The following is a 19,534-nucleotide window of genomic DNA, read 5'->3' on the forward strand; positions in this document are numbered from 1 at the left end:
CGAACGTAAACGGTTCGGCACCCGCGTGGGTACGAACCTCACGGTCGGACAGGTGCGGCGACCGTGGGGCGAGGGTCATCCCTTAGCCTCGACGCCATGACTCCTCCAAGCCCAGACATCCGCGCCTATCTCGAGATCCGCACCGCCGCGCCCAGCGGCTGGTCGCCGGACGCCCAGAACCTGCTGGTCTCGTCGGACCTGCCCGGCAGTGCCCAGGTCCACCGGCTCGACCTCGACGGAACGACGTTGCCGGTCACCGCAGACGAGCTCGTGCCGGTGACCCGGTTCGCCGAGCCGATCGGGGCCGGCTACCTCCCCGCGGCGCCCGACGGCGGGCCGGGACACCGCCTGCTCCTCGCCGCCGACCGTGGCGGCAACGAGCGTCACCAGCTGTTTCTGGCCGGACACGATCCGGATGCGCCCTACGCAGGCCCCGAAGACCTCGAGCCACTGGTCGTCGACGACGAGTTCATCCACCGCCCGGGCGGGGTGACGCGCGACGGTCGTCTGCTCGCCTATGCGACCAACCGGGGTGACGGGGTCGCGTTCGACACCTGGGTCCGTGACCTGACCGATGGCAGCGAGCGCTGCGTCTTCGCGACGGGGGGCTGGACCGGTCCGGGCGGCTTCTCGCCGGACGGCCGCTACCTCGCGGTCTCGGAGATGACGACCCGGCCGGGGGACAACGTCGTCCATCTCGTCGACCTGCACCAGGTGGGTGACCAGCCGCTGGGGGCCGCGGATCCCGGTGTCGTCGAGTTGGCGCCCCACCCCGAACGCGAGTCGAGCGTCGGCACCCCGTCGTGGCTGCCGGACAGCTCGGCGTTCTTCTTCTCGACCGACGTCGAGCGCGACCACAGCGCCATCGCCCGCGGTACGCCGGACGGGGTCTTCGAGGTGGTGATCGAGAAGGGCTGGGACGCCGGCTGTACCGTGGACTGGTCCGGACGGCACCTGCTGGTGGCCTGGAACGACGACGGCCGCACGCGGGCGGAGCTCCGTGACCCGCTGACGCTGGCCGTGACCGACGAGGTTCCGCTGCCGGGTGAGGGCGTCGCGGGGGGCTTCCGCTTCACCCGTGACGGTCGCCATGTGGCGTTCGCGTTCACCTCGGCCAGCGTGCCCGGTGACGTGTGGCGCTATGACACGCAGGAGCGGCGGTTGGAGCGGGTCACGGTGTCGCCGTGCGAGGTGGACCCCGCCAGCTTCGTCGCACCGGAGCTCGTGCGTTTCGCCTCGTTCGACGGACTGGAGGTGCCCGCCTTCGTCTACCGGCCGGTTCGGGCCGTCGACCGCGGCCCGGCACCCGTCGTCGTGGTGATCCACGGCGGCCCCGAGAGCCAGTACCGCCCCACCTTCACTCCGCTGACGCAGTACCTGGTCGCGCAGGGGTTCGCCGTCGTGGCACCCAACGTCCGCGGGTCGACCGGCTACGGCCGTCGTTATCAGCACCTCGACGACGTCGAGCGCCGACTGGACTCGGTCCGTGATCTCGCGGCCCTGCACGACTGGCTCCAGGAGCAGCCCGATCTCGATGCCTCGCGCGCGGCGCTCTACGGCGGCTCGTACGGCGGCTACATGACGCTCATGGGCCTGGTGATGCAACCCGAGCGCTGGGCCGCCGGCGTCGACGTGGTCGGCATGTCGAACCTGGTGACGTTCCTGGAGAACACCTCGGCGTGGCGGCGCGCCTTCCGCGAGCGGGAGTACGGCTCCCTCGAGCACGACCGCGACGTGCTCCTCGAGGCGTCGCCCATCACCCACGTCGACAACCTGCGCGCCCCACTGTTCATCGTCCACGGCGCCAACGACCCCCGGGTTCCGCTGTCCGAGGCGCAGCAGATCCACGCGGTGCTCGAGGAACGCGGGGTCCGCAACGAGCTGCTCGTCTACGACGACGAGGGGCACGGCTTGAGCAAGCTGGCCAACCGCATCGACTGCTACCCGCGGGTCGCCGCTTTCCTGCGGGAGGTGCTCGGCGACTGACCGGGCGGCCCGTCTCCGCGGTTCATCCGATCCAGAACGTGGCGGCGAACAGCAGCACGGCGAAGACGACCACGTAGCGGGCGAACCCGAGCAGGGTCTCGCGCTGCACCAGCTTGAGCAGGAAGGTGATCGCGAGGTAGCCGCTGACGGCCGCGACGGCCACCCCGACGAGGTGGTGGACGGGCTCGAACGGCAGGCTGCCCGGCTCGACCGTGCCGAAGTCGGGCAGCTTGAACACCGTCGCGCCGACGATCACCGGGATCGAGAGCAGGAACGAGAACCGGGCCGCGGCCGCCCGGGAGAGGCCGAGGTACATGCCGGCCGCGATCGTGGCGCCCGAGCGGGAGATGCCGGGAAAGATCGCCAGCGCCTGCGCGACGCCGATCGTCCCGGCGTCCTTGAGCGTGATGGTGTCCTCGCGCCGGCCCGGGTCCCGGCGTCGCTCCTGCTCGTCGAGGTCACGGACGTCCTTGCGCAGTTCGTCCGCGGCGCGGCGGGTGCGCAGTCTTTCGGCGAACCACAGCAGCAGCGCCGTGAGCAGCAGGAAGCCCGACACGACCCGGATCGAGCGGAAAGCGGCCGCGAAGACGTCCTCGAACAGCAGCCCGGCGACGGCTGCGGGCACCGAGCCGATCGCGAGCAGGCCGATGACCCGCCAGGCCTGCCGGCGTTCCTCGGGCGGATGGTCGCCGCCCAGGCCCGTCGCCCGGGTGGCCAGGAATGCGAGGTCGCCGCGGAAGTAGACCAGGACCGCCAGCAGCGTCCCCGTGTGGACCAAGACGTCGAAGGTCAGGCTCCCGGACGACCAACCCAGTAGGTACGGCACTCCCTGCAGGTGCCCGGAGGAGGACACGGGCAGGAACTCCGTCAGGCCCTGGAGCAGTCCGAGGACGATCGCCTGGATCAACAGCACGGTGGAGGCAGGCCGGAGGGGGTGGGACCACGCGGCGGAGCGGGCGGAGATTACTGTCGTTGCCCACGTCGACCGAAAGGCCTGCGTCGTGCGCGTGCTGGTGATCGGTGCGACGGGATACATCGGCGGCAGGTTGGTGCCCGAACTGCTCGCCCGGGGCCACGACGTGCGGTGTGGTGCCCGGACGCCGGAGAAGCTCGATGGAAGGCCCTGGCGCGACCGGGTCGAGGTCGCGCGGGTGGACGTCGCCGAGCCGGAGCAGATCCGCGAGGCGGCGACCGACTGCGACGCCGTGTACTACCTCGTGCACGCGATGGACGGCGGGGGGTCGTTCGAGGAACGCGACCGGCAGGCCGCCCGCGGCGTGCGCGACGCGGTGGCTGCCGCGGGGGTCGCCCGGCTGGTCTACCTCGGCGGGATGGGCCACGGCGAGGACCTGTCTCCGCACCTGCGCTCCCGTCAGGAGGTCGGCCGGGTCCTGGCCGAGGGCAGCGTGCCGGTCACCGAGTTGCGCGCCGCCGTCATCATAGGTTCGGGCAGCGCGTCGTTCGAGATGTTGCGCAACCTCGTCGAGGTGCTGCCGGTGATGACCACGCCGCGGTGGGTGGACACCCGCTGCCAGCCGATCGCGGTGCGCGACGTCCTCGGCTACCTCGTCGCGGTGTTGGACGCGCCGGAGACCGCGGGACAGGTCCTCGAGATCGGGGGCCCGGACGTCCTCACCTATCGCGAGATGATGCACCTGTACGCCGAGGTCGCGGGTCTGCGTCCCCGCGTCATCGTGCCGGTGCCGGTGCTCACACCGGCGCTGTCGTCGCTGTGGATCGGGTTGGTCACCCCGCTGCCGACCGGCCTGGCCCGGCCACTGGTGGAGAGCCTGGTCAACGAGGTCGTCGTCCGCGACGACACCGCGCAGCGCCTGGTGCCCCGGGAGCTGATGCCGATCCGCGAGGCGCTGACCCTGGCGCTGGAGCGGGTCCAGGACCTGCAGGTCGACACCACCTGGGCCGGAGCCGGTGGGCCGGCGAGGCGTCGGCCCGGACCGCAGGGCCCGGAGGCGCCGCGGCCGGAGGACCCCGACTGGTCGGGGGGGACGGTGCTCGCCGACGAGCGGTGCGTCCACGTGTCGGCGCCGCCCGAGGCCGTCTTCTCGGTGGTGAGCGGCATCGGTGGCCAGCGCGGCTATCACGGGTTCGGGTGGCTGTGGCAGGTACGCGGTCTGCTCGACAAGTTGGTGGGCGGCGTGGGCCTACGGCGGGGGCGGCGTCACCCCTTGGAGCTGTCGATCGGCGAGCCGATCGACTTCTGGCGCGTCGAGGCGCTCGAGCCGGGCCGACTGCTGCGGCTGCGAGCCGAGATGAAGGTTCCCGGCGCCGCGTGGCTGGAGTTCCGCATCGAGCCGGACGGTGACGGCAGCCGCCTCGACCAGCGGGCGCGGTTCCATCCCCGTGGACTCTTCGGCCGGCTGTACTGGTACGCCCTCACCCCGTTCCATGCCCTGATCTTCCCGCGGATGGCGCGCCAGATCGCCCGCGAGGCCGAGCGGTCCATCGGCCGTGCCTCACGGCGGTAGCAGGACCGCCGTGAGGGCTCGGGCCGCGGCCGCTCCGGCGACCTCGGCGGCCAGCTCGCGCGGCACCTCGACCCACACGCGGGCGTCGTCGACCCGGAGCACCGCGACGTCGCCGGCCAGCACGGTGCCGGTGCCGTCGTGCCCCGCCCCGACCAGGTCGATCCGTGCGCCGGGCGGCAGTTCGGGGAGCAACTCGCGTTCGATCGCGATGGCGGCGGCGGTGGCCGACAAGGCGCCCGCGATCCCGCCATCGGCGAAGTGACGGCTCGTCAGTGCCGTCCCAGCGGGCACCGCGACGGTCAACCGTGCTCCATCCACCTCGGTGACGACGTCGTCGGGGACCACCTGCGCCGGCCACCGCACGCTGCGGACGTCCCCGGACGTCGGCTCGTGGCCGAGCGGCAGGTCGGTCGCGGCGACCAGCACGGCGACAGGCGGCCCCCACGGCGAGGCGGTCATCCGCACGACGTAGCCGCCGAGTGCGGCGATCACGACCAGAGCGGCCAGCACGAAACGCAGGCGCGGGCCGGCGCGGAACCACCACTCGCTGACGGCGTCCAGAGGCCGCGGCAACGTCGGGGGAGCGCCGTCGAGACGGAGCGGGGTTCGGGAGGGCAGCAGCGGTCGCATGCCACCCAGCCCATCACGGCAACGCGCCTGCGTCCCATCGGATCGCAGGCGCGTTGTGGAAAGCTGGCGTTGCCCGACCGGTCAGGCGCTCTTCTTCTCGGTTCCCGACGATCCGCTGTCCGCGGTCTTCGCGGTGCTCTCCGAGGAGGGGGAGGAACTCGACGTGTCAGACGACTCCGTCGACCCGGACCCCGTACCGGCCTTGCCGGAGGACGTGGACGAGGCCGCGTAGTCCTTCACGTGCCAGCCCGAGCCCTTGAAGATCAGGCCGGCGGCGCTGAAGACCTTGCGGAGGGAGCCGTGGCAGCTCGGGCACTCGGTCAGCGCGTCGTCCTTGAACGACTGCACGACCTCGAGGTGCTCCCCACAGTCACGGCAGGCGTACTCGTAGGTTGGCATGGGCACAGGCTCCGACACTCGCGCACGAGCGACGACTGGCACTCGGCAGGGACGAGTGCTGATTTTGCCGTACGTCGGGCGGTGCCGCAACCGCTGCCGTCACGGCCGCCCGATCCGCCGGCCCCGTTCGTCGACGCGGTGGGTGACGCGTTCGGTCACCACGACGTCGACTGGAACGTCGTGCGGTTCCCGGGGCACACGCGGGACCACCTGGCAGGCGAAGCACACCCCGACGCGCACCGCCGTACGCGGCAGCGCGGCGAGTAGGCGGTCGTAGTGGCCGCCGCCCTGGCCCAGCCGCACACCCGCCGGATCGAACGCGACCCCTGGCACCACCGCGAGATCGACGACCGACGGATCGATCGCCGGCCCGAGCGGTTCGCGGATGCCGCGGAAACCGACCAACAACGCCCCTGGATCGTCCGACACCGCCAGCTCCAGGCGGTCGCCGTCCACGCGGGGGTAGAGCGTGCGCACCCCACGCGCCCGCAACCGTGGCACCAGTCCCGCCGGGTCGATCTCCTGCGGCGAGGCGGCGTAGAGCAGCACGACCCGGGCCCGGCGCATCTCCGGCAGGTACTCGAGGCGTGCCACCGCTCGGGCCGACGCCGCCGCACGTTCGTCGGGCGAGAGCGCGCCCCGCGCCGCCCGGGCGGTCGCCCGGAGCGCGGACTTGTCGGTGGCCGGCACCCGTGCCCCCTCCGCCGTCCGGGCCGCGTGCGACGAGCCGATCGTACGTCCGGATGGCGGACCCGCGGCCCATTAGGCTCGGTCGTCCCGTCCCTGCCGTCCCAGGAGCCGCAATGGTCCGCAAGGCCGTCCTTCCCGTCGCCGGGCTCGGTACCCGCTTCCTGCCGGCGACGAAGGCGGTGCCGAAGGAGATGATGCCGCTGGTGGACCGCCCGGCCATCCAGTACATCGTCGAGGAGTGCGCGCGGGCCGGCCTCGACGACGTCCTGCTCGTGACCTCGACCGGCAAGTCCGCGATCGAGGACCACTTCGACCGCCGGGTCGACCTCGAAGCGGCACTGGCAGAGAAGGGCAAGGACGAGGAACTGGCCGCGGTCCGCGACCTCGCCGAACTCGCCCAGGTCCACAGCGTCCGCCAGGGAGAGCCGCTCGGACTCGGGCATGCGGTCCTGATGGCCGCCGGGCACGTGACGGCCGACGAGAGCTTCGCCGTCCTGCTCGGCGACGACATCGTCGATCCGGACGAGCCGTTCCTGGAACGCATGATCGAGGCGCACGAGCGCACCGGCCGGCCGGTCGTCGCCCTCATGGAGGTGCCCCACGACCAGGTCCACCTCTACGGCGTCGCCGACGTCGAGCCCGGCGAGGCCGACGGCGAGTTCCGGATCCGCCGCCTCGTCGAGAAGCCATCGGCCGACGAGGCGCCGTCGAACCTGATCATCGTCGGCCGCTACGTCCTACCCGGCACGATCTTCGACGTACTGCGGGACACTCCACCGGGGCGCGGCGACGAGATCCAGCTCACCGACGCGCTGCAGACGCTGGCCGCGGACGAACCAATCGTCGGCATCCGTCTGGACGCCGAACGGTACGACACCGGCGACAAGCTCGGCTTCGTCAAGGCCACGGTGCAACTCGCCGCCGCCCGCGACGACATCGGTCCCGACTTCCTCACCTGGCTGCGCGGCTGGCTCGCGGAGCAGCAGGGATGACCCGCTTCGTCGGCCATGGCCGGGGTGAGGTGACCACCGCCGAGGAACTGGTCCCGGTGGACGCGCATCTGCAGGCCATCCTCGACTCGCTGCCGGGCCAGGACGCCATCGAACTCACCGTCATCGACGCACTGGGACTGGTGCTCGGTGCGGACGTCGTCGGGCACACGACGCTGCCGCCGTTCGCCAACGCCGCCATGGACGGGTACGCCGTCGTCGCCGACGACCTCGTCGGCGCCACGGTCGAGCAGCCGGTCCGCCTCCCCGTCGTCGGTGAGGTGGTCGCCGGCGCCCAGTCCACCCCCGAGGTCACGCCCGGCCGGGTCGTGCGCATCATGACGGGCGCACCGCTCCCGCGCGGCGCCGACGCCGTCGTGCCGGTCGAGACCACCTCCGGCTCGGACGGCCAGATCGCCTTCCACCGGGCCGTCGAAGCGGGTGCCCACGTCCGTCTGCCCGGCGAGGACCTGGAACCGGGCCAGGTGTTGCTGCGGGCCGGCCGCCGGGTCCAGCCCGCCGACGTCGGTCTGCTTTCGGCCGCCGGGGTCGCACGCGTGCTCTGCGTCCCGCCGCCACGGGTCGTGGTGCTCAGCAGCGGCGACGAGCTGGTGCAGGCGACCCGTGAACCGGGGCCGGGTCAGATCCGCGACTCCAACGGCCCGATGTTGGCCTCGATGGTGCGCGCGGCCGGCGGCATCCCGTTCACGTCCGGCATCGTGCCCGACGATCGCAAGGCGCTGATGTACGCCTTCGACACCAACCTCGGGCACGCGGACCTGTTCGTGTGCACGGGCGGCGCCAGCGCAGGTACGCGGGACCTGTTGCCCGACGTCATCGGCGCGATGGGAGAGGTGCACACGGCCAAGGTCGCCATGCGCCCGGGGATGCCGCAGATCCGCGGACTCATCGGCGGCACGCCCGTCATCGGTCTTCCCGGCAACCCCGTGTCGGCGTTCGTCTCCTTCGAGGTCTTCGTGCGCCCCGCCATCCGTCGGCTGCAGGGGCGCCGCGACATGGCGCGCCCGGTCGTCACCGCCCGGGCGACCGAGGACCTGCGCGGTGCCGCGAACAAGCGCCACTTCGTGCGGGTCCGGCTCGCGCGCGAGAACGACGGCTGGACTGCCACCCCGACCGGGGCCCAGGGGTCGCACCTGCTCAGTTCCATCTCCGCCGCGGACGGGTTGGCGGTCGTGCCCGAGCACGTCGAGGTCATCGCCGCCGGCGACCACGTCCGCGTCCAGGTGCTGGTGGAGGGATGAGCAGCAGCCCCACCCCCGAACGCGCGCCCGACCCCGACGGGCTGACCCACCTCGACGACCGTGGCCAGGCGCGCATGGTCGACGTCGGCGCCAAGGACGTCACGGCACGAACGGCGGTCGCCGAGGCGCGCGTGGTCATGCACCCCCACGTCGCCGCACGCCTGCTGAGCGGCGACCTGCCGAAGGGCGACGCCCTGCCGGTCGCGCGGATCGCCGGCATCCAGGCGGCGAAGCGAACCCCCGACCTCATCCCGCTCTGCCACGGGATCGCGCTGACGTCCGTGGAGATCGACATCGAGGTGGACGCGGACACGGGCGTCGCCGTGGTCACCGCGACCGCGCACGCCGCGGACCGGACCGGCGTCGAGATGGAGGCGATGACCGCCGCTACCGTCGCCGGGCTCACGCTCTACGACCTCGTCAAGGCGGTGCAGCGCGACGTCGTCATCACCGACGTCCGGCTACGCCGCAAGACCGGCGGCCGCTCGGGCGACGTCGAACTGCCCTGACGGACCGCGTACAACCTGTTGCGGATGCTTCGTGACACCGCACGCGTGGGTTACCGTCCGGCGACCGCCGCGACCCGCGGATCCGGTCGGACAGGCAAGGCGCGTGGAGTTGCGGTGACGGAGTCCTTCGCGGTGCTGGTCCTTCTCTGGGCCGTGCTCCTGGTTCCCGGGGCACTGCGCCGCTCCCGGAACTCCTCACCCCACGCGACGGTCGGAGGATTCGAGCGGGCCATGGACGTCCTTCGCGACAACCGCAGCAGCACCTCCCGTCAGCTGCTGGTGCCCGGTGACGCCAGCCGCATCGTCCGGCGGGACGTCGATCCGACGGTGCGCCCGGTCGCCCTCCGCCGTCCCGAGGACCCGGTCGTGGTCCAGCGCCGGACCTGGTTTCTGCGCGCCCTGGCGGCCACCTCGGCGTCGTTGCTGCTCGCCGTCGTGGTCGGGGGTTGGTTGTGGTTCCCCGCCGCGCTGGCACTGCTCGGCACGGGTGGCTACACCGCGCTGCTCCGCCAGTTGAAGCTGCAGCGCGACGAGGCCCGCAAGGTCGTCGCGGAACTCGACCTGCACCGGCCGGGCGGCGTCGTCACGGCCATCGACGCGGACGAGCTGTGGGGCGTCAGCGGCGGCGTGCGACTGCGCCGCTGGGAGGCGTGAGCCCGGCCGAGGGCGCGTTGCTCGGGTTGACCGAGCCGGTCCGCGGCCGCCTCGTCGCCCGGCACGAGGCGCGCGAGGTCGGGCTGGCCGCGGGTCGTGAGGCGATCCGGGCGGCCGCGAACGCCATCCGGGCGACCCACCGCGACGAGATCGACCGTGCCGACGCCCTGATCGACGAGGCGCGCGAGGCGCTCCAGGCCGCCTACCGGGCCTGCGGTTCCTTCCCCGACGTCCTGCACGCCGGCTTCGTCCAGGACGCCGCCAAGGAGGTCGCCGAAGCGGTCCTGACACGTGCCGCGGTTGCCGGCGAGCCCCTGCCGGGGCCCGACGAGGTCGGTGTCGACGACGTCTCGTGGCTGCACGGCCTCGCCGAGACGATCGGTGAGCTCCGGCGCGCGAGCCTCGACCACGTCCGTGGTGGCCGCGTCGACGAGGCGGAAGCCGCGCTCGCCCTGATGCAGGAGATCCTGGCCGCACTGATGACGATCGACGTGCCGGACGGGCTCAGCCGCGGGCTGCGACGCGCGACCGACGCCGGACGCGCCATCACCGAGCGCACCCGGGGCGACCTCACGACCGCGGCCGGCCAGCGCGAGCTGCGTCGCGCCCTCGACGCCCACCGCGAGGCCCTCGAACGCGTCCTCGACCAGCCCTCGTGACGCGGTCCCCGTTCGCGCACGGTCGGCGGCTCGCGCTACCCTGCCGCCCGCTGCGCTCCCTGCTGAGCGCGGACCCACACCTGGGGGTGTAGCTCAGTTCGGCAGAGCACTTCGTTCGCAACGAAGGGGCCGTCGGTTCAAATCCGATCACCTCCACCAGGAAGCCGCCCCTCGTGGGCGGCTTTCCGCGTTCCGAGCGGTGTCGCGCCTGCACGTCGCTGTCGCGCCGATGTCGCACAGCTGCGGGATCGGCGCGACATGGCGTGACTGGCGCGACATGAACGGGCGCGGTCAGACCGGTTCGCGCTGCCAGACCATCGTGACGTCGACGCCGGCGTCGCGGACCAGGCTGAGCACCGGACAGCGGGCCTCGGTCTCCTCGACGACCGCGCGCAGGTCCTCCTGGCTCGCCGCCGTGAAGACCCTGGCGACGACCTTGATCGTCTGGAAGTGGGGCCGCACGGTGCGGTCGCCCTTCCGTCCCCGGATGTCGATCGTGTACGACGCTTCGAACTCGATGCCCTCGTAGTCGAGCCCGAGGTCGTCGGCGGCCCGCTTGAACGTCACGCCCTCGCACCCGCACAGCGCCCCGAGCACCGTCTGCAGTGGCGACGGTCCCTCGCCGGTGCCGCCGTGCGGTACCGGCTCGTCGGTGACGAACGTGCCGAACTCGCCGGTGTCGATGACCGTGCGCAAGGTGGCCTCGTTCACCGCGGTCAGTGACTTGCCGCGGATGATCGGCTCCGAACGGGCGTCGGCGTCCTCAACGCGTACGGTCATCGTGCTGCTCCGTTCCTCGATGGTGCAACAAGGTCACCGTCAGGTGTACCGGACCGGGTCCGCTCAGTGGCTGCGCTTCACGGCCCCGTCGGCGAGGGCGTCGGCGGCTTCCGCCAGCCGCAGGCCGGTGATGTCGATGCGCCGCAGCAGTTCGCGTCGACGCAACAGCGTGGTGTCGACGGTGTCGGACGCTGTCAGCAGGCTGGCCATGGCGAACTGGTAGCTGCGCCGCACGTCGTTCTTCTTGGACTCGGCGGCGAGCCGCGCCGCGTCCTGGGGGCGGTCGAGCAGACACCGGGTGGCCGCGTCCATCCCCCGGACCCCGGCCTCGAGGTTGGCGATGGGATCGAGGAGCAGCGGCTCTTCCCCGAGCCCGTACAGGTGCAGTTCCCGGGCGAGGTCGCGCAGGTTGTCCAGGACGTCGTCGATCGACCGCGACACCCGGTTGAGGTCCTCGCGGTCGATGGGCACGGCCAGCGCGTGTCGCAGCTCCTCGATGAGGGCGCGCCTGGCGGTGTCGCCCTCGCTCTCGAGTTCGTCCATCCGCCGATCGCCCACGTCGGTGGCGACCTCGCCGGCAGCCAGGGATCGGGCGAGAGCGGCCGCCCTCACGGTCGCTTCGAGCTGGGCCAGCAGTGGTGCGAGCAACATCTCGTCGTTGTTGCCGGCCAGGTTGCGGAGGAAACGCTTCAAGCGTCCGCGCATCTGCAGGTCCTCTCGTCGGATGTCAGGAGATGGCCAGGAGGGCCGCGGTCAGGGCTGCGGCCGCGATGAACGCGCTCGGCAGCGTGACGACCCAGGCCGCGGCGAGCCGGGTGACCGCCTGCCAGCGCACGCTGCCCAGTCCGCGACCGAGGACGCTGCCGACCAGGCCGCCCGAGATCGCCTGCGTCATCGAGACCGGCGACCCGATCGCGCCGGTCGCCAGCACGACGGTCGCGGACGACACCTCGGTGACGACCGCCTCGTGGGGTCGCGCCGGCACGACGCCGGTCCCGATCGTGCGGGCCACCCTGGGCAGTCCGACGACCGCTCCGGCGAGGAATGCGGATGCGGCGACGGCGAGGTGCGCACCGATCACGGGGACACCCTCGGCCGTCGCGCTGCCCGCCGCGACGGCCAGCACGGCCAGCATCTTCTGCCCGTCGTTCGCGCCGTAGGCGAGGCACTGCAACGAGAATCCGGCGAGGTGCCAGCGCCGGATGCGGCCGTCGAGCGGGCGGGTGGAGGGCCACGCGGTCACCACGCGGGTCAACAGCCACGCGACGACGAGTCCCGCGACGGGGGCGACCGCCGCCAGCGCCAGCACCAGCACGACGGTGCCCCAGGCGACCGGCAGCGTTGCACCGACACCTGCGCCGGCGATCGATCCCACGACCGCGAGGGTGAGGCTGGTGGGCTGACCGTGCGCGGCCAGCCACCACGTCACGCCGACCGCCGCGACGACCGCGACCGTCAGCGCGAGTCGGCCGTCCGCGCCGTCGAAGGCGACCAGCCGGCTCGCGAGCGTCGAGGCCACCCGGGTGCCGAGGACCAGCGGGGCGACCGCGACCGCCGCCGCGGCGACCAGGAGCCCCACCAGCGGCCGGTGACCGCGGACCGAGAGACCGACGGAGAGCAGTGCGCCACCGTCGTTGAAGCCGTTGACGAACGCGAAGGCGACGGCGACGACCAGCAACCACGTCACCCGTCGCCTCCCGCCACGAACGGGCGAACGTTAGCGCGGGTCGCTCGGGCGCCCCGCAGGGCCGTTGCGGGTCAGCTCGGCATCGACACCCAGGACCAGGGGCGGGGTGGACTGCAGGTCGAGCACGACCCACGACCCGGCGGCGGCGTCGCGCGGGAGCTCCTCGACGTCGAGGTGGAGCGGTGTCCGGCCGGCACCGACCAGCAGCACGGCGCGGCCGTCCGCGACCTGGTCGACGAAGCCCCGGTCGGGGCGGATGCCGGTGGGTTCGTCCTGAGGCATCAGGTGTCTTCCCCGCCGAAGGTGTCGTCCTCGTCGAGGGCGAGCTTCTCGCGTTCCTCGGTGGTGCCCGCGGCCTCGGCGTCCCCACCGGCGTCACGGCTGGTGCGCTCGAGCTCCTCCTGCGACAGCTCCTGCTCCGGCGGGGCGGGTTCGTTCTCGTGGCCCGCTGGGCGGCGAGCATCACTCATCGGCGGTTCCTCCGTGTGACATGGGGCGACACCTTCCCGTACGAGCGGCGGACGTCGCGTCCGGACGCTCTGACCGGACGGCCGACGCCGTGCGCCGTCGGCCTGCGTGCGTTTCACACCCAGCCATCGAACCACCACCGCGCGCGGATCACCTCGTCGGGAAGCGGGAGGCCGTACCAGACCGGGACGAAGTAGACGAACAACCCGACCGCCACGACCGCGACGAGGACCGCCAGGGCCGTGCCGTGCCGGGCACGGACGGGCGCGCCCTGCAGTGCCTCGAGCCGGAGGTCTGACGTGGTGCCCGCGATCGCGCCGAGGAGCGCACCGAGGACCGCGGCGACGAGCAGGCGGCCCGGCGGAGCCCCCGCAGCGACGACGTTGGCCGCTGCCGTGGCGGCGGCCACCGCCAGGCCGGCGCCGGCCAGCGTGCCGGCGACCAGTCCCAGTTGCCTGGCGGGCCGATCGAGGTGGTCACAGGCGACGGCGATCGCCATCACCAGGAACGGCACCAGCGGGACGGCGTAGAACGAGAACACCGGTCGCGCCACGACCAGCCAGGGGAGGTACTGCGCCAGCAGGAGGGTCAGCGGCAGCCCGGAGCGTCGGTCACGACGGACGACGCCGCCGATCAGCATCGGCAGCAGGGGGAGTGCGCCCCACCAGAGGGCCAGGTTGCCGACGGCCACGATCTCCGAGGTCAGGCCCGCTGGGCCCACGCACCGCTCGCCGTCGCGGTCGCGCCCGTCGTCGCCGCAGGCCTCGTAGTGGTAGACGACCGGACGTTGCTGCAGGGGCCAGGTCGACGCCGGTGCCCGGTACGGGTGCTCGGCATCCAGGCCCAGGTGGAACGTGACGATCTGCCGGTGGTAGGCGACGAGCCCGCGCACCCGCTCGTCCAGGGCGTGGCCGCCCGCGTCCCCGTCGGGACCTGCCGACGCGGCGGGTTCCGGCGCCGCGGCCGTCCGCTCGAACATGGCCAGCCACGGCGCCCATGTCAGGGCGTAGACGACGACGGGGACGACACCGAGGTACAGCGCAACGGTGGCCAGCGCGCGACCGGTCGCCCCCGCCGCGCCGTGACCTTCTGCGCGGGCGCGGTGACGCTCCCACAGCAGCAGGAGCAGGGCCGCGCCGACGAGCGCCAACGCGCCGGACCACTTGACGGCGACCGCGGCACCGAACGCCGTCCCCGCACCGAGCAACCACCACCGCACGCCACCGCGATCGACGCCACCGCCGCGGTCAACGGGCCGGTCGCGCTGGTCGGGCCGGTCGCGGTCGACGGGCCGGTCGCGGTCGGCCAGGAGCAGCCACGCCCCGAGCACCACGAACAGCGCGAGGTGGATGTCCAGCATGGCGGTCCTGGCCTGGACCACGAACACCCCGTCGAGCAGCACGAGCATGCCCGCCAAGCCGGCCAGGCCCGCACGGCCCGTCAGGCGCCGTACGACCAGCACGACCAGCATGGCGACGAGTGCGCCGGCCAGCGCGCCGCTGACGCGCCACCCGAACGGGGTGTCGCCCGCCAGCGCGATGCCGACGCCGATCAGCCACTTTCCGAGCGGCGGATGGACCGCGAAGCCGTCCTCGACGCCTGTCGCCAGCATCGCGCGGGCATCGGCGACGTAGTACGTCTCGTCGAAGACGATCTCGGCCGGGTGGGCCAGCCGCGCGACGAGCAGGACGGTGCCGGCCAGCAGGACCGCCGTCGGCACCACCCAGGTCGGCCGCATGCGTCGCATCGCGGGGAAGCGTAGGCGAGGGCACGCAGGCGGCGGCTCTACGCTCGGGGCCCGCCACCGCGCGGGACGGACCGCGGATCGGAGCGAGGGTGAGTGGCACGTTGGTGGTCGTCGCGACCCCGATCGGCAACCTCGGTGACCTCTCGCCGCGGGCCGCCGACGCCCTGCGCACCGCCGATCTCGTGCTGGCCGAGGACACGCGCCGAACGGGCCGCCTGCTGCAGCACGTGGGCAGCGAGGTGCCGCAACGGTCCCTGCACGAGCACAACGAGCGCGAGCGCATCGCCGAGATCGTCGAACGCCTCGACGCCGGTCAGCGCATCGCCCTGGTCAGTGACGCCGGCACGCCGGCCGTGTCCGACCCCGGGTACCGGCTCCTGGCGGCCTGCGCCGAGCAGGGCCTGGCCATCGAGGTGGTGCCCGGGCCGTCGGCGGTCCTCACCGCGCTGATCGCGTCGGCGCTCCCGACCGACCGGGTCGCGTTCGAGGGCTTCCTTCCGCGCAAGGGCGCCGCCCGCCGCGCCCGCCTCGACGAACTCCGCCGTGAACCACGCACCATGGTGCTGTTCGTCTCGCCCCACCGTGCCGACGCCGATCTCGCCGACCTCGCCGAGGCGCTCGGCAGCGACCGACCTGCGGCGTTGACGCGTGAGCTGACCAAGCTCCACGAGCAGGTGGTGCGCGCGTCGCTGGGTGAACTCGCCCGGCGTGTCGGGGACGACGGCGTGCGCGGGGAGGTGACCCTCGTGGTCGGTGGCGCGCCCGACGAGGCGCCCGCGGCGCTCGAGGAGGACGAGCTGGTCGAGCGGGTGCGGGCACTGCTCGCCACGGGCGTGCCGAAGAAGGCCGCGATCGCCGACGTCGCCACGGCCGCGGGGGTGCCCAAGAAGGTCGTCTACCAGGCGGTGGTGGACGCGGGGTCCTGAGGCGGTCGGCGTCGCACGACCGGCGGTTCCTCGGCCCGGCGTGCGTACGCGTCACCGTCGATCGGACCCGTCAGCGCCGCCGGGCGGCGTGCGCGCTCCCAAGGGGTCCGCTGGGGCGTCGTGTCCTCCGTGCCGCCCGCGTCGGCGGTGGCCGCTGCCGGGGCCGGCCGTCGGCGTGAGGGTTCGGACGCCGGAGCCGGCCCGGACAGCGGTTCGGGCACCGCAGCCTGCGCGACCGCCGGCTCCGTGACCACATGCGCCGGTTCAGGCTCGCGCTCGGCGATATCGAACGCACGTGCGCGCTCGTCGAGCACACCGAGGCTGCCGAGGCAGTCGCGACACACCAGGCGGCCCCGGAAGCCGCGCAGCCCCTCCTCCTCGCGGCCGCAGAACACGCACGCGTCACGTGGCTTGGCGATGACGACCCGCTCGCCCTCGACGGTCACCTCGACGGCGTCGCCCTCGCGGATGTTGAGGCCACGTCGCATGCTGGCCGGGATGACGACGCGCCCGAGGTCGTCGACCTTGCGGCGGATCCCGCTGGTGGCCACGTGCGCCTCCTGATCACTGGTGCGAGTCGGGCAGCGTATCGAGGCCGCAACGGGAACCGGCCCGGCACACTCCGTTCGATCCGTTGCAACCTCCCCGCGGTGCCCGGCGTCGTGGGGGGCGGAGGGACGCGAGATGTCGGCACGGTGCCGGCACCGCGTCACACGACCGATGGCCGTCTCGACCGTGAGGCGCAGGCACGCCCCACCCGTGGCGCGCCGCGAAGGAGCTGACGTGCTCGCGATGGTGCGACAGGGGACGCAGAGCGATTCGTTCGCCGCGGTCTTCAACGCTCATCACCGGCAGGCCGTCCGGCTCGCGTACCTGCTCACCAGCGATCCGCACCAGGCCGAGGACATCGTCGCCGATGCCTTCACGAAGGTGTACGCCCGCTGGAAGAAGGGCGAGGTCCGCGACGTGGGGGCGTACCTGCGACGTGCGGTGGCCAACGAGGCCAACTCGAAGCTCCGACGGCGCTATCTCGAGCGCCGTGAGGCGGCGAAGCGGTCCGGGGACGACCGGGGCGTGCGCCTCGCCGACGACCAGGCGGCCGACCACGACCTGGTGTGGCAGGCGATCCAACGCCTGCCGGACCGTCAGCGGCAGGCGGTCGTGCTCCGCTACTACGAGGACCTCTCCGAGGCCGAGACCGCCGAGATCCTCGGCTGCTCCGTCGGCACGGTGAAGTCCCAGGTCTCGCGCGGTCTGGCCCGGATGCAGGAGTTGCTCGCTGCGTCCGGCCTCACCGCGACGAGCGAGGGAGGTGCGTTCTGATGGATCGCGTCGAGGAACTGATCCGCGAGAGTCTCAAGGCCCGCGCGCAGGACGTCGAGCCCACGCCGATGCTGTGGCTCGAGGTCGACCGGCGCGTGTCGCGCCGCAAGCGGTTCCAGGCCGTCACCTGGTCGCTGGCGGGCGCCACCGCCGTGCTCGCCGGCGTTTTGGGTGTGCCCGCCATCCTGGACCTGGTCACCGACGACCGTCCCGACATCGACATCCAGCCGGTGGACGTCCTGCCGGCGGGCGGGGTGCTGCCCGAGTTCTACGTGACCGATGTCGACGGCTCCCTCGAGATCCGGGATCTGACGACCGGCGACCGCCTCACTCCCGAGGTCACGGCCGACGACGGACGCTTCGCGGACGCGGTCGACGACCTCGCGGTGCGGCCCGGCTCCACCCGCGACGGGGGTGCGGTGGCCGCGATTCGCGGCAGCGGCACCGGCTCTCCCTACCTCGAGGTCGCTGAGACCGGCCCGGCCGACGGGGACCGGGTGTGGATCCAGTCGCTCGCACACGCCCTCGCGGACGAGAACGCGCTGCGTGGGTTCCGGCCGAGCGTGACGTGGACCCCCGACCAGGACCTGGTCGCGTTCACGATGCCCGAGACCGACCAGGCCAAGCTGGTGCTGTGGGAGCCCGGCGCGACGGAGGGTGATGGCCCCGTCGACAGCCGCATGGTCACCACCGAGCCGGCACTGGTGTTCGGCGTCGGCGACGTGGAGCTGCTCGACTGGTTCGGCCGCACCACCACGACCGGTGACGAGAGCGTGCTGGTCTTCCGTGACGACCTCGGCGTGCACCTGCAGCCTCTGACGGTGGCCGACGACGGCAGCATGACGCCCGGCGAGGGGCGGGTGCTCGAGGGCGTCACCGACCTGGCAGGTTCGCACGTGCTGCCCGGATCGCTCGAGTCGCCCGACTACGCCATCGCCGACGGTGCGGACGGTGCCGTGCTCCGGTGGAGCGCGGACGGCGACCGCTCCGGCGAGATCTCCCTGACCGGTGCGTTCGGCGACGTCGACCCGGCCACGTTGTGGCTGGACGCCAAGCAGGACGCTGCCCTGGTCGGCGACGGCAACCGCACCTTCCTGTACGCCCACGACGGCAGCGGCCACTTCGTCCCCGCCATCGAGGTGCAGGTCGACGGCTGGGCGGCGCTGTACGACGCCGTCCGGCCCGGCGAGCCGACGCCGGAGCCCGAGCCGACCGGCGAACCGACGACCGACCCCGGTCCCGAACCGGAGCCCGCGCCGACCGAGACGGACGCCGAGCCGGCGCCCGGCGTGGGTGCGGCGCTGCCCGAACCGGTCGTGACGGCGACGATCAAGGACCTGGTGCTGCACGGCCCCGACGGCGAGCAGGTGCTCTACACCCTGCCCGACGAGGGCGAGTCGAGCTTCCGGTCGGTCGCGGTGCGGCCCGGATCGACCGTGGACGACCTCACGATCGTCGGCCTGCACCTCGCCGAGGGGGGACACGACTTCCGCACCTACCGCTTCGTCGACGGTGAACTGTCGGTCGAGTACTGGGACCGTCAGGACCTGCAGCCCGGCTTCGGTGGCGGGGCCGGCGACGGGGTGGCCGCGTTCGGACCTGTCTGGCACCCCGCGGGTGACAAGCTGGCCTGGATCGAGATGGGCACCGGCGGCATGCCGCACCTACGCATCATCGGCTGGACCGACGCCGGACCGGGGACCGGTGACACCGCCGACGACAATGCCAGCTGGCCGCTGGAGCAGTACGAGGGCGTCGCCCTCGAGCCGGTCGACTGGGTCGAGATCGACGGCCCCGTCCGGACCGGCATCCGGGCGGTCGCCGAGGACGCCACGACCGAATGGGTCGCGATCCCCATCGAGATCCAGGGGGACAACGCCCCTGCACTCACGGGCACGGGCGAGCGCCGGCCCACCGGCGGCGACGGTCCGGTGTTCGGGCTCGCCGGGACGCTCGACGACGGCGCGCCGCGCTGGATGCTCAAGGGCACGGTCGTGGTGTTCGACCCCATGGGCGAGGCACGCACCGTCGCCAACGTCCCCGACGAGTTCTTCCCCGGCGAGGGGATCCCGGACGTCTGGATGCGGGCCGCCGGCGGCGGCTACGTCGTGGGCATCTCCAACACCGGCGTCGCCTACTACGGCTCCCTCGAGGACGAGTTGTCCCGCGTGGGCGGTGACGGGATCATGGACGGCGACGTCGTGAACTGATCCGGTAGCCTCCCGCACACGGCCCGACCGACCCTTCGGCGGGCCGTGTGCGTGCCCCGGCCAGCCGTTCGGGAGGTCGGCCGGTCCACCCGTTCTCGCTCGCCGACCTCGTGGGAGGCTCCTGCCGCC

Annotated in this window: 21 protein-coding genes and 1 tRNA gene; 11 read left to right on the forward strand and 11 right to left on the reverse strand. The window is 72.9% G+C overall.

The genetic code is table 11. The features are described 5' to 3' along the window. Window positions 1-96 precede the first annotated feature (96 nt). Window positions 97-1,986 carry an alpha/beta fold hydrolase gene (locus ACERMF_RS17320; RefSeq protein ID WP_373670404.1) on the forward strand — a complete coding sequence of 630 codons (1,890 nt, stop codon included), beginning with the start codon at window positions 97-99 and terminating at the stop codon, window positions 1,984-1,986. Between the two features lie 22 nt (window positions 1,987-2,008). On the opposite strand, the gene ACERMF_RS17325 is transcribed toward ACERMF_RS17320, so the two are convergent. Beyond that, the gene (locus ACERMF_RS17325; RefSeq protein ID WP_373670405.1) at window positions 2,009-2,899 is read right to left on the reverse strand and encodes an undecaprenyl-diphosphate phosphatase; all 891 of its coding nucleotides are present in this window, start codon (window positions 2,897-2,899) and stop codon (window positions 2,009-2,011) included. A gap of 88 nt (window positions 2,900-2,987) precedes the next feature. On the opposite strand from ACERMF_RS17325, the gene ACERMF_RS17330 reads away from it, so the two are divergent. After that, window positions 2,988-4,472: an SDR family oxidoreductase gene (locus ACERMF_RS17330; RefSeq protein WP_373670406.1), complete on the forward strand. Its 1,485-nt coding sequence runs from the start codon at window positions 2,988-2,990 to the stop codon at window positions 4,470-4,472. Here the strand turns inward: ACERMF_RS17330 and ACERMF_RS17335 are convergent. From ACERMF_RS17335 to ACERMF_RS17345, 3 genes are all read right to left on the reverse strand, one after another. Beyond that, the gene (locus ACERMF_RS17335; protein WP_373670407.1) at window positions 4,461-5,045 is read right to left on the reverse strand and encodes an SAF domain-containing protein; all 585 of its coding nucleotides are present in this window, start codon (window positions 5,043-5,045) and stop codon (window positions 4,461-4,463) included. The genes ACERMF_RS17330 and ACERMF_RS17335 overlap by 12 nt on opposite strands. A gap of 138 nt (window positions 5,046-5,183) precedes the next feature. Then, window positions 5,184-5,501, reverse strand: coding sequence for an FmdB family zinc ribbon protein (locus tag ACERMF_RS17340; protein ID WP_373670408.1), 318 nt, complete (start codon window positions 5,499-5,501; stop codon window positions 5,184-5,186). A gap of 99 nt (window positions 5,502-5,600) precedes the next feature. Beyond that, on the reverse strand, window positions 5,601-6,191 hold the full coding sequence (locus ACERMF_RS17345; protein ID WP_373670409.1) for a 5-formyltetrahydrofolate cyclo-ligase: 591 nt from the start codon (window positions 6,189-6,191) through the stop codon (window positions 5,601-5,603). 113 nt (window positions 6,192-6,304) lie between these two features. Here ACERMF_RS17345 and galU point away from each other — a divergent pair, with 113 nt between their 5' ends. The 6 genes from galU to ACERMF_RS17375 all read left to right on the forward strand — a co-directional run bounded on the left by galU (window position 6,305) and on the right by ACERMF_RS17375 (window position 10,423). Then, window positions 6,305-7,183, forward strand: a complete 879-nt coding sequence (galU, locus tag ACERMF_RS17350; protein ID WP_373670410.1) for a UTP--glucose-1-phosphate uridylyltransferase GalU — start codon at window positions 6,305-6,307, stop codon at window positions 7,181-7,183. Next, window positions 7,180-8,442, forward strand: a complete 1,263-nt coding sequence (gene glp / locus ACERMF_RS17355) for a gephyrin-like molybdotransferase Glp (RefSeq protein ID WP_373670411.1) — start codon at window positions 7,180-7,182, stop codon at window positions 8,440-8,442. The genes galU and glp overlap by 4 nt, the downstream gene beginning before the upstream one ends. Then, window positions 8,439-8,951, forward strand: coding sequence for a cyclic pyranopterin monophosphate synthase MoaC (gene moaC, locus ACERMF_RS17360; RefSeq protein WP_373670412.1), 513 nt, complete (start codon window positions 8,439-8,441; stop codon window positions 8,949-8,951). The genes glp and moaC overlap by 4 nt, the downstream gene beginning before the upstream one ends. A gap of 114 nt (window positions 8,952-9,065) precedes the next feature. After that, window positions 9,066-9,605 carry a hypothetical protein gene (locus tag ACERMF_RS17365; RefSeq protein WP_373670413.1) on the forward strand — a complete coding sequence of 180 codons (540 nt, stop codon included), beginning with the start codon at window positions 9,066-9,068 and terminating at the stop codon, window positions 9,603-9,605. Beyond that, complete coding sequence (locus tag ACERMF_RS17370) at window positions 9,602-10,264, forward strand: haloacid dehalogenase (RefSeq protein ID WP_373670414.1); 663 nt, start codon at window positions 9,602-9,604, stop codon at window positions 10,262-10,264. The genes ACERMF_RS17365 and ACERMF_RS17370 overlap by 4 nt, the downstream gene beginning before the upstream one ends. Window positions 10,265-10,346: 82 nt before the next feature. After that, window positions 10,347-10,423, forward strand: a tRNA-Ala gene (locus ACERMF_RS17375). A 132-nt stretch (window positions 10,424-10,555) separates the two neighbouring features. Here ACERMF_RS17375 and ACERMF_RS17380 read toward each other — a convergent pair. The 6 genes from ACERMF_RS17380 to ACERMF_RS17405 form a co-directional block, all read right to left on the reverse strand. Beyond that, on the reverse strand, window positions 10,556-11,044 hold the full coding sequence (locus ACERMF_RS17380; protein ID WP_373670415.1) for an OsmC family protein: 489 nt from the start codon (window positions 11,042-11,044) through the stop codon (window positions 10,556-10,558). Window positions 11,045-11,107: 63 nt separating this feature from the next. Further along, entirely contained in the window at window positions 11,108-11,749 is a 642-nt protein-coding gene (locus tag ACERMF_RS17385; protein WP_373670416.1) for a DUF47 domain-containing protein, read from the reverse strand. A gap of 22 nt (window positions 11,750-11,771) precedes the next feature. Beyond that, window positions 11,772-12,731 (reverse strand): anion permease, encoded by a 960-nt coding sequence (locus ACERMF_RS17390; protein ID WP_373670417.1) that lies wholly within the window; start codon window positions 12,729-12,731, stop codon window positions 11,772-11,774. Between the two features lie 30 nt (window positions 12,732-12,761). Next, window positions 12,762-13,013 (reverse strand): hypothetical protein, encoded by a 252-nt coding sequence (locus ACERMF_RS17395; protein WP_373670418.1) that lies wholly within the window; start codon window positions 13,011-13,013, stop codon window positions 12,762-12,764. Next, window positions 13,013-13,201, reverse strand: a complete 189-nt coding sequence (locus ACERMF_RS17400; protein WP_373670419.1) for a hypothetical protein — start codon at window positions 13,199-13,201, stop codon at window positions 13,013-13,015. Before ACERMF_RS17400 ends, ACERMF_RS17395 begins: the two co-directional genes overlap by 1 nt. Window positions 13,202-13,314: 113 nt before the next feature. Next, a complete protein-coding gene (locus tag ACERMF_RS17405; protein WP_373670420.1) occupies window positions 13,315-14,937 on the reverse strand; it encodes a phospholipid carrier-dependent glycosyltransferase in 1,623 nt (540 codons plus the stop codon). A 98-nt stretch (window positions 14,938-15,035) separates the two neighbouring features. Here ACERMF_RS17405 and rsmI point away from each other — a divergent pair, with 98 nt between their 5' ends. Further along, the gene (gene rsmI / locus ACERMF_RS17410) at window positions 15,036-15,872 is read left to right on the forward strand and encodes a 16S rRNA (cytidine(1402)-2'-O)-methyltransferase (protein WP_373670421.1); all 837 of its coding nucleotides are present in this window, start codon (window positions 15,036-15,038) and stop codon (window positions 15,870-15,872) included. Here rsmI and ACERMF_RS17415 read toward each other — a convergent pair. Then, window positions 15,842-16,423 carry an AbrB/MazE/SpoVT family DNA-binding domain-containing protein gene (locus ACERMF_RS17415; protein WP_373670422.1) on the reverse strand — a complete coding sequence of 194 codons (582 nt, stop codon included), beginning with the start codon at window positions 16,421-16,423 and terminating at the stop codon, window positions 15,842-15,844. The two genes, rsmI and ACERMF_RS17415, sit on opposite strands and share 31 nt — an antisense overlap. 241 nt (window positions 16,424-16,664) lie before the next feature. Between ACERMF_RS17415 and ACERMF_RS17420 the strand changes: the two genes are divergently transcribed. Beyond that, window positions 16,665-17,195: a SigE family RNA polymerase sigma factor gene (locus tag ACERMF_RS17420; RefSeq protein ID WP_373670441.1), complete on the forward strand. Its 531-nt coding sequence runs from the start codon at window positions 16,665-16,667 to the stop codon at window positions 17,193-17,195. Next, a complete protein-coding gene (locus ACERMF_RS17425; RefSeq protein ID WP_373670423.1) occupies window positions 17,195-19,405 on the forward strand; it encodes a hypothetical protein in 2,211 nt (736 codons plus the stop codon). The genes ACERMF_RS17420 and ACERMF_RS17425 overlap by 1 nt, the downstream gene beginning before the upstream one ends. Window positions 19,406-19,534 lie beyond the last annotated feature (129 nt).

Origin of the sequence: Egicoccus sp. AB-alg6-2 (assembly GCF_041821025.1) — a bacterium.
GTDB lineage: Bacteria > Actinomycetota > Nitriliruptoria > Nitriliruptorales > Nitriliruptoraceae > Egicoccus.

Bases quoted from the DNA above. Each gene is read 5' to 3' on its own strand.
- ACERMF_RS17380 (WP_373670415.1), bottom strand. From the start codon at position 11,044: ATGACCGTACGCGTTGAGGACGCCGACGCCCGTTCGGAGCCGATCATC.
- ACERMF_RS17340 (WP_373670408.1), bottom strand. From the start codon at position 5,501: ATGCCAACCTACGAGTACGCCTGCCGTGACTGTGGGGAGCACCTCGAG.
- ACERMF_RS17395 (WP_373670418.1), bottom strand. From the start codon at position 13,013: ATGCCTCAGGACGAACCCACCGGCATCCGCCCCGACCGGGGCTTCGTC.
- ACERMF_RS17420 (WP_373670441.1), top strand. From the start codon at position 16,665: ATGGTGCGACAGGGGACGCAGAGCGATTCGTTCGCCGCGGTCTTCAAC.
- ACERMF_RS17400 (WP_373670419.1), bottom strand. From the start codon at position 13,201: ATGAGTGATGCTCGCCGCCCAGCGGGCCACGAGAACGAACCCGCCCCG.
- ACERMF_RS17405 (WP_373670420.1), bottom strand. From the start codon at position 14,937: ATGCGGCCGACCTGGGTGGTGCCGACGGCGGTCCTGCTGGCCGGCACC.
- galU (WP_373670410.1), top strand. From the start codon at position 6,305: ATGGTCCGCAAGGCCGTCCTTCCCGTCGCCGGGCTCGGTACCCGCTTC.
- ACERMF_RS17385 (WP_373670416.1), bottom strand. From the start codon at position 11,749: ATGCGCGGACGCTTGAAGCGTTTCCTCCGCAACCTGGCCGGCAACAAC.
- glp (WP_373670411.1), top strand. From the start codon at position 7,180: ATGACCCGCTTCGTCGGCCATGGCCGGGGTGAGGTGACCACCGCCGAG.
- ACERMF_RS17320 (WP_373670404.1), top strand. From the start codon at position 97: ATGACTCCTCCAAGCCCAGACATCCGCGCCTATCTCGAGATCCGCACC.
- ACERMF_RS17425 (WP_373670423.1), top strand. From the start codon at position 17,195: ATGGATCGCGTCGAGGAACTGATCCGCGAGAGTCTCAAGGCCCGCGCG.
- moaC (WP_373670412.1), top strand. From the start codon at position 8,439: ATGAGCAGCAGCCCCACCCCCGAACGCGCGCCCGACCCCGACGGGCTG.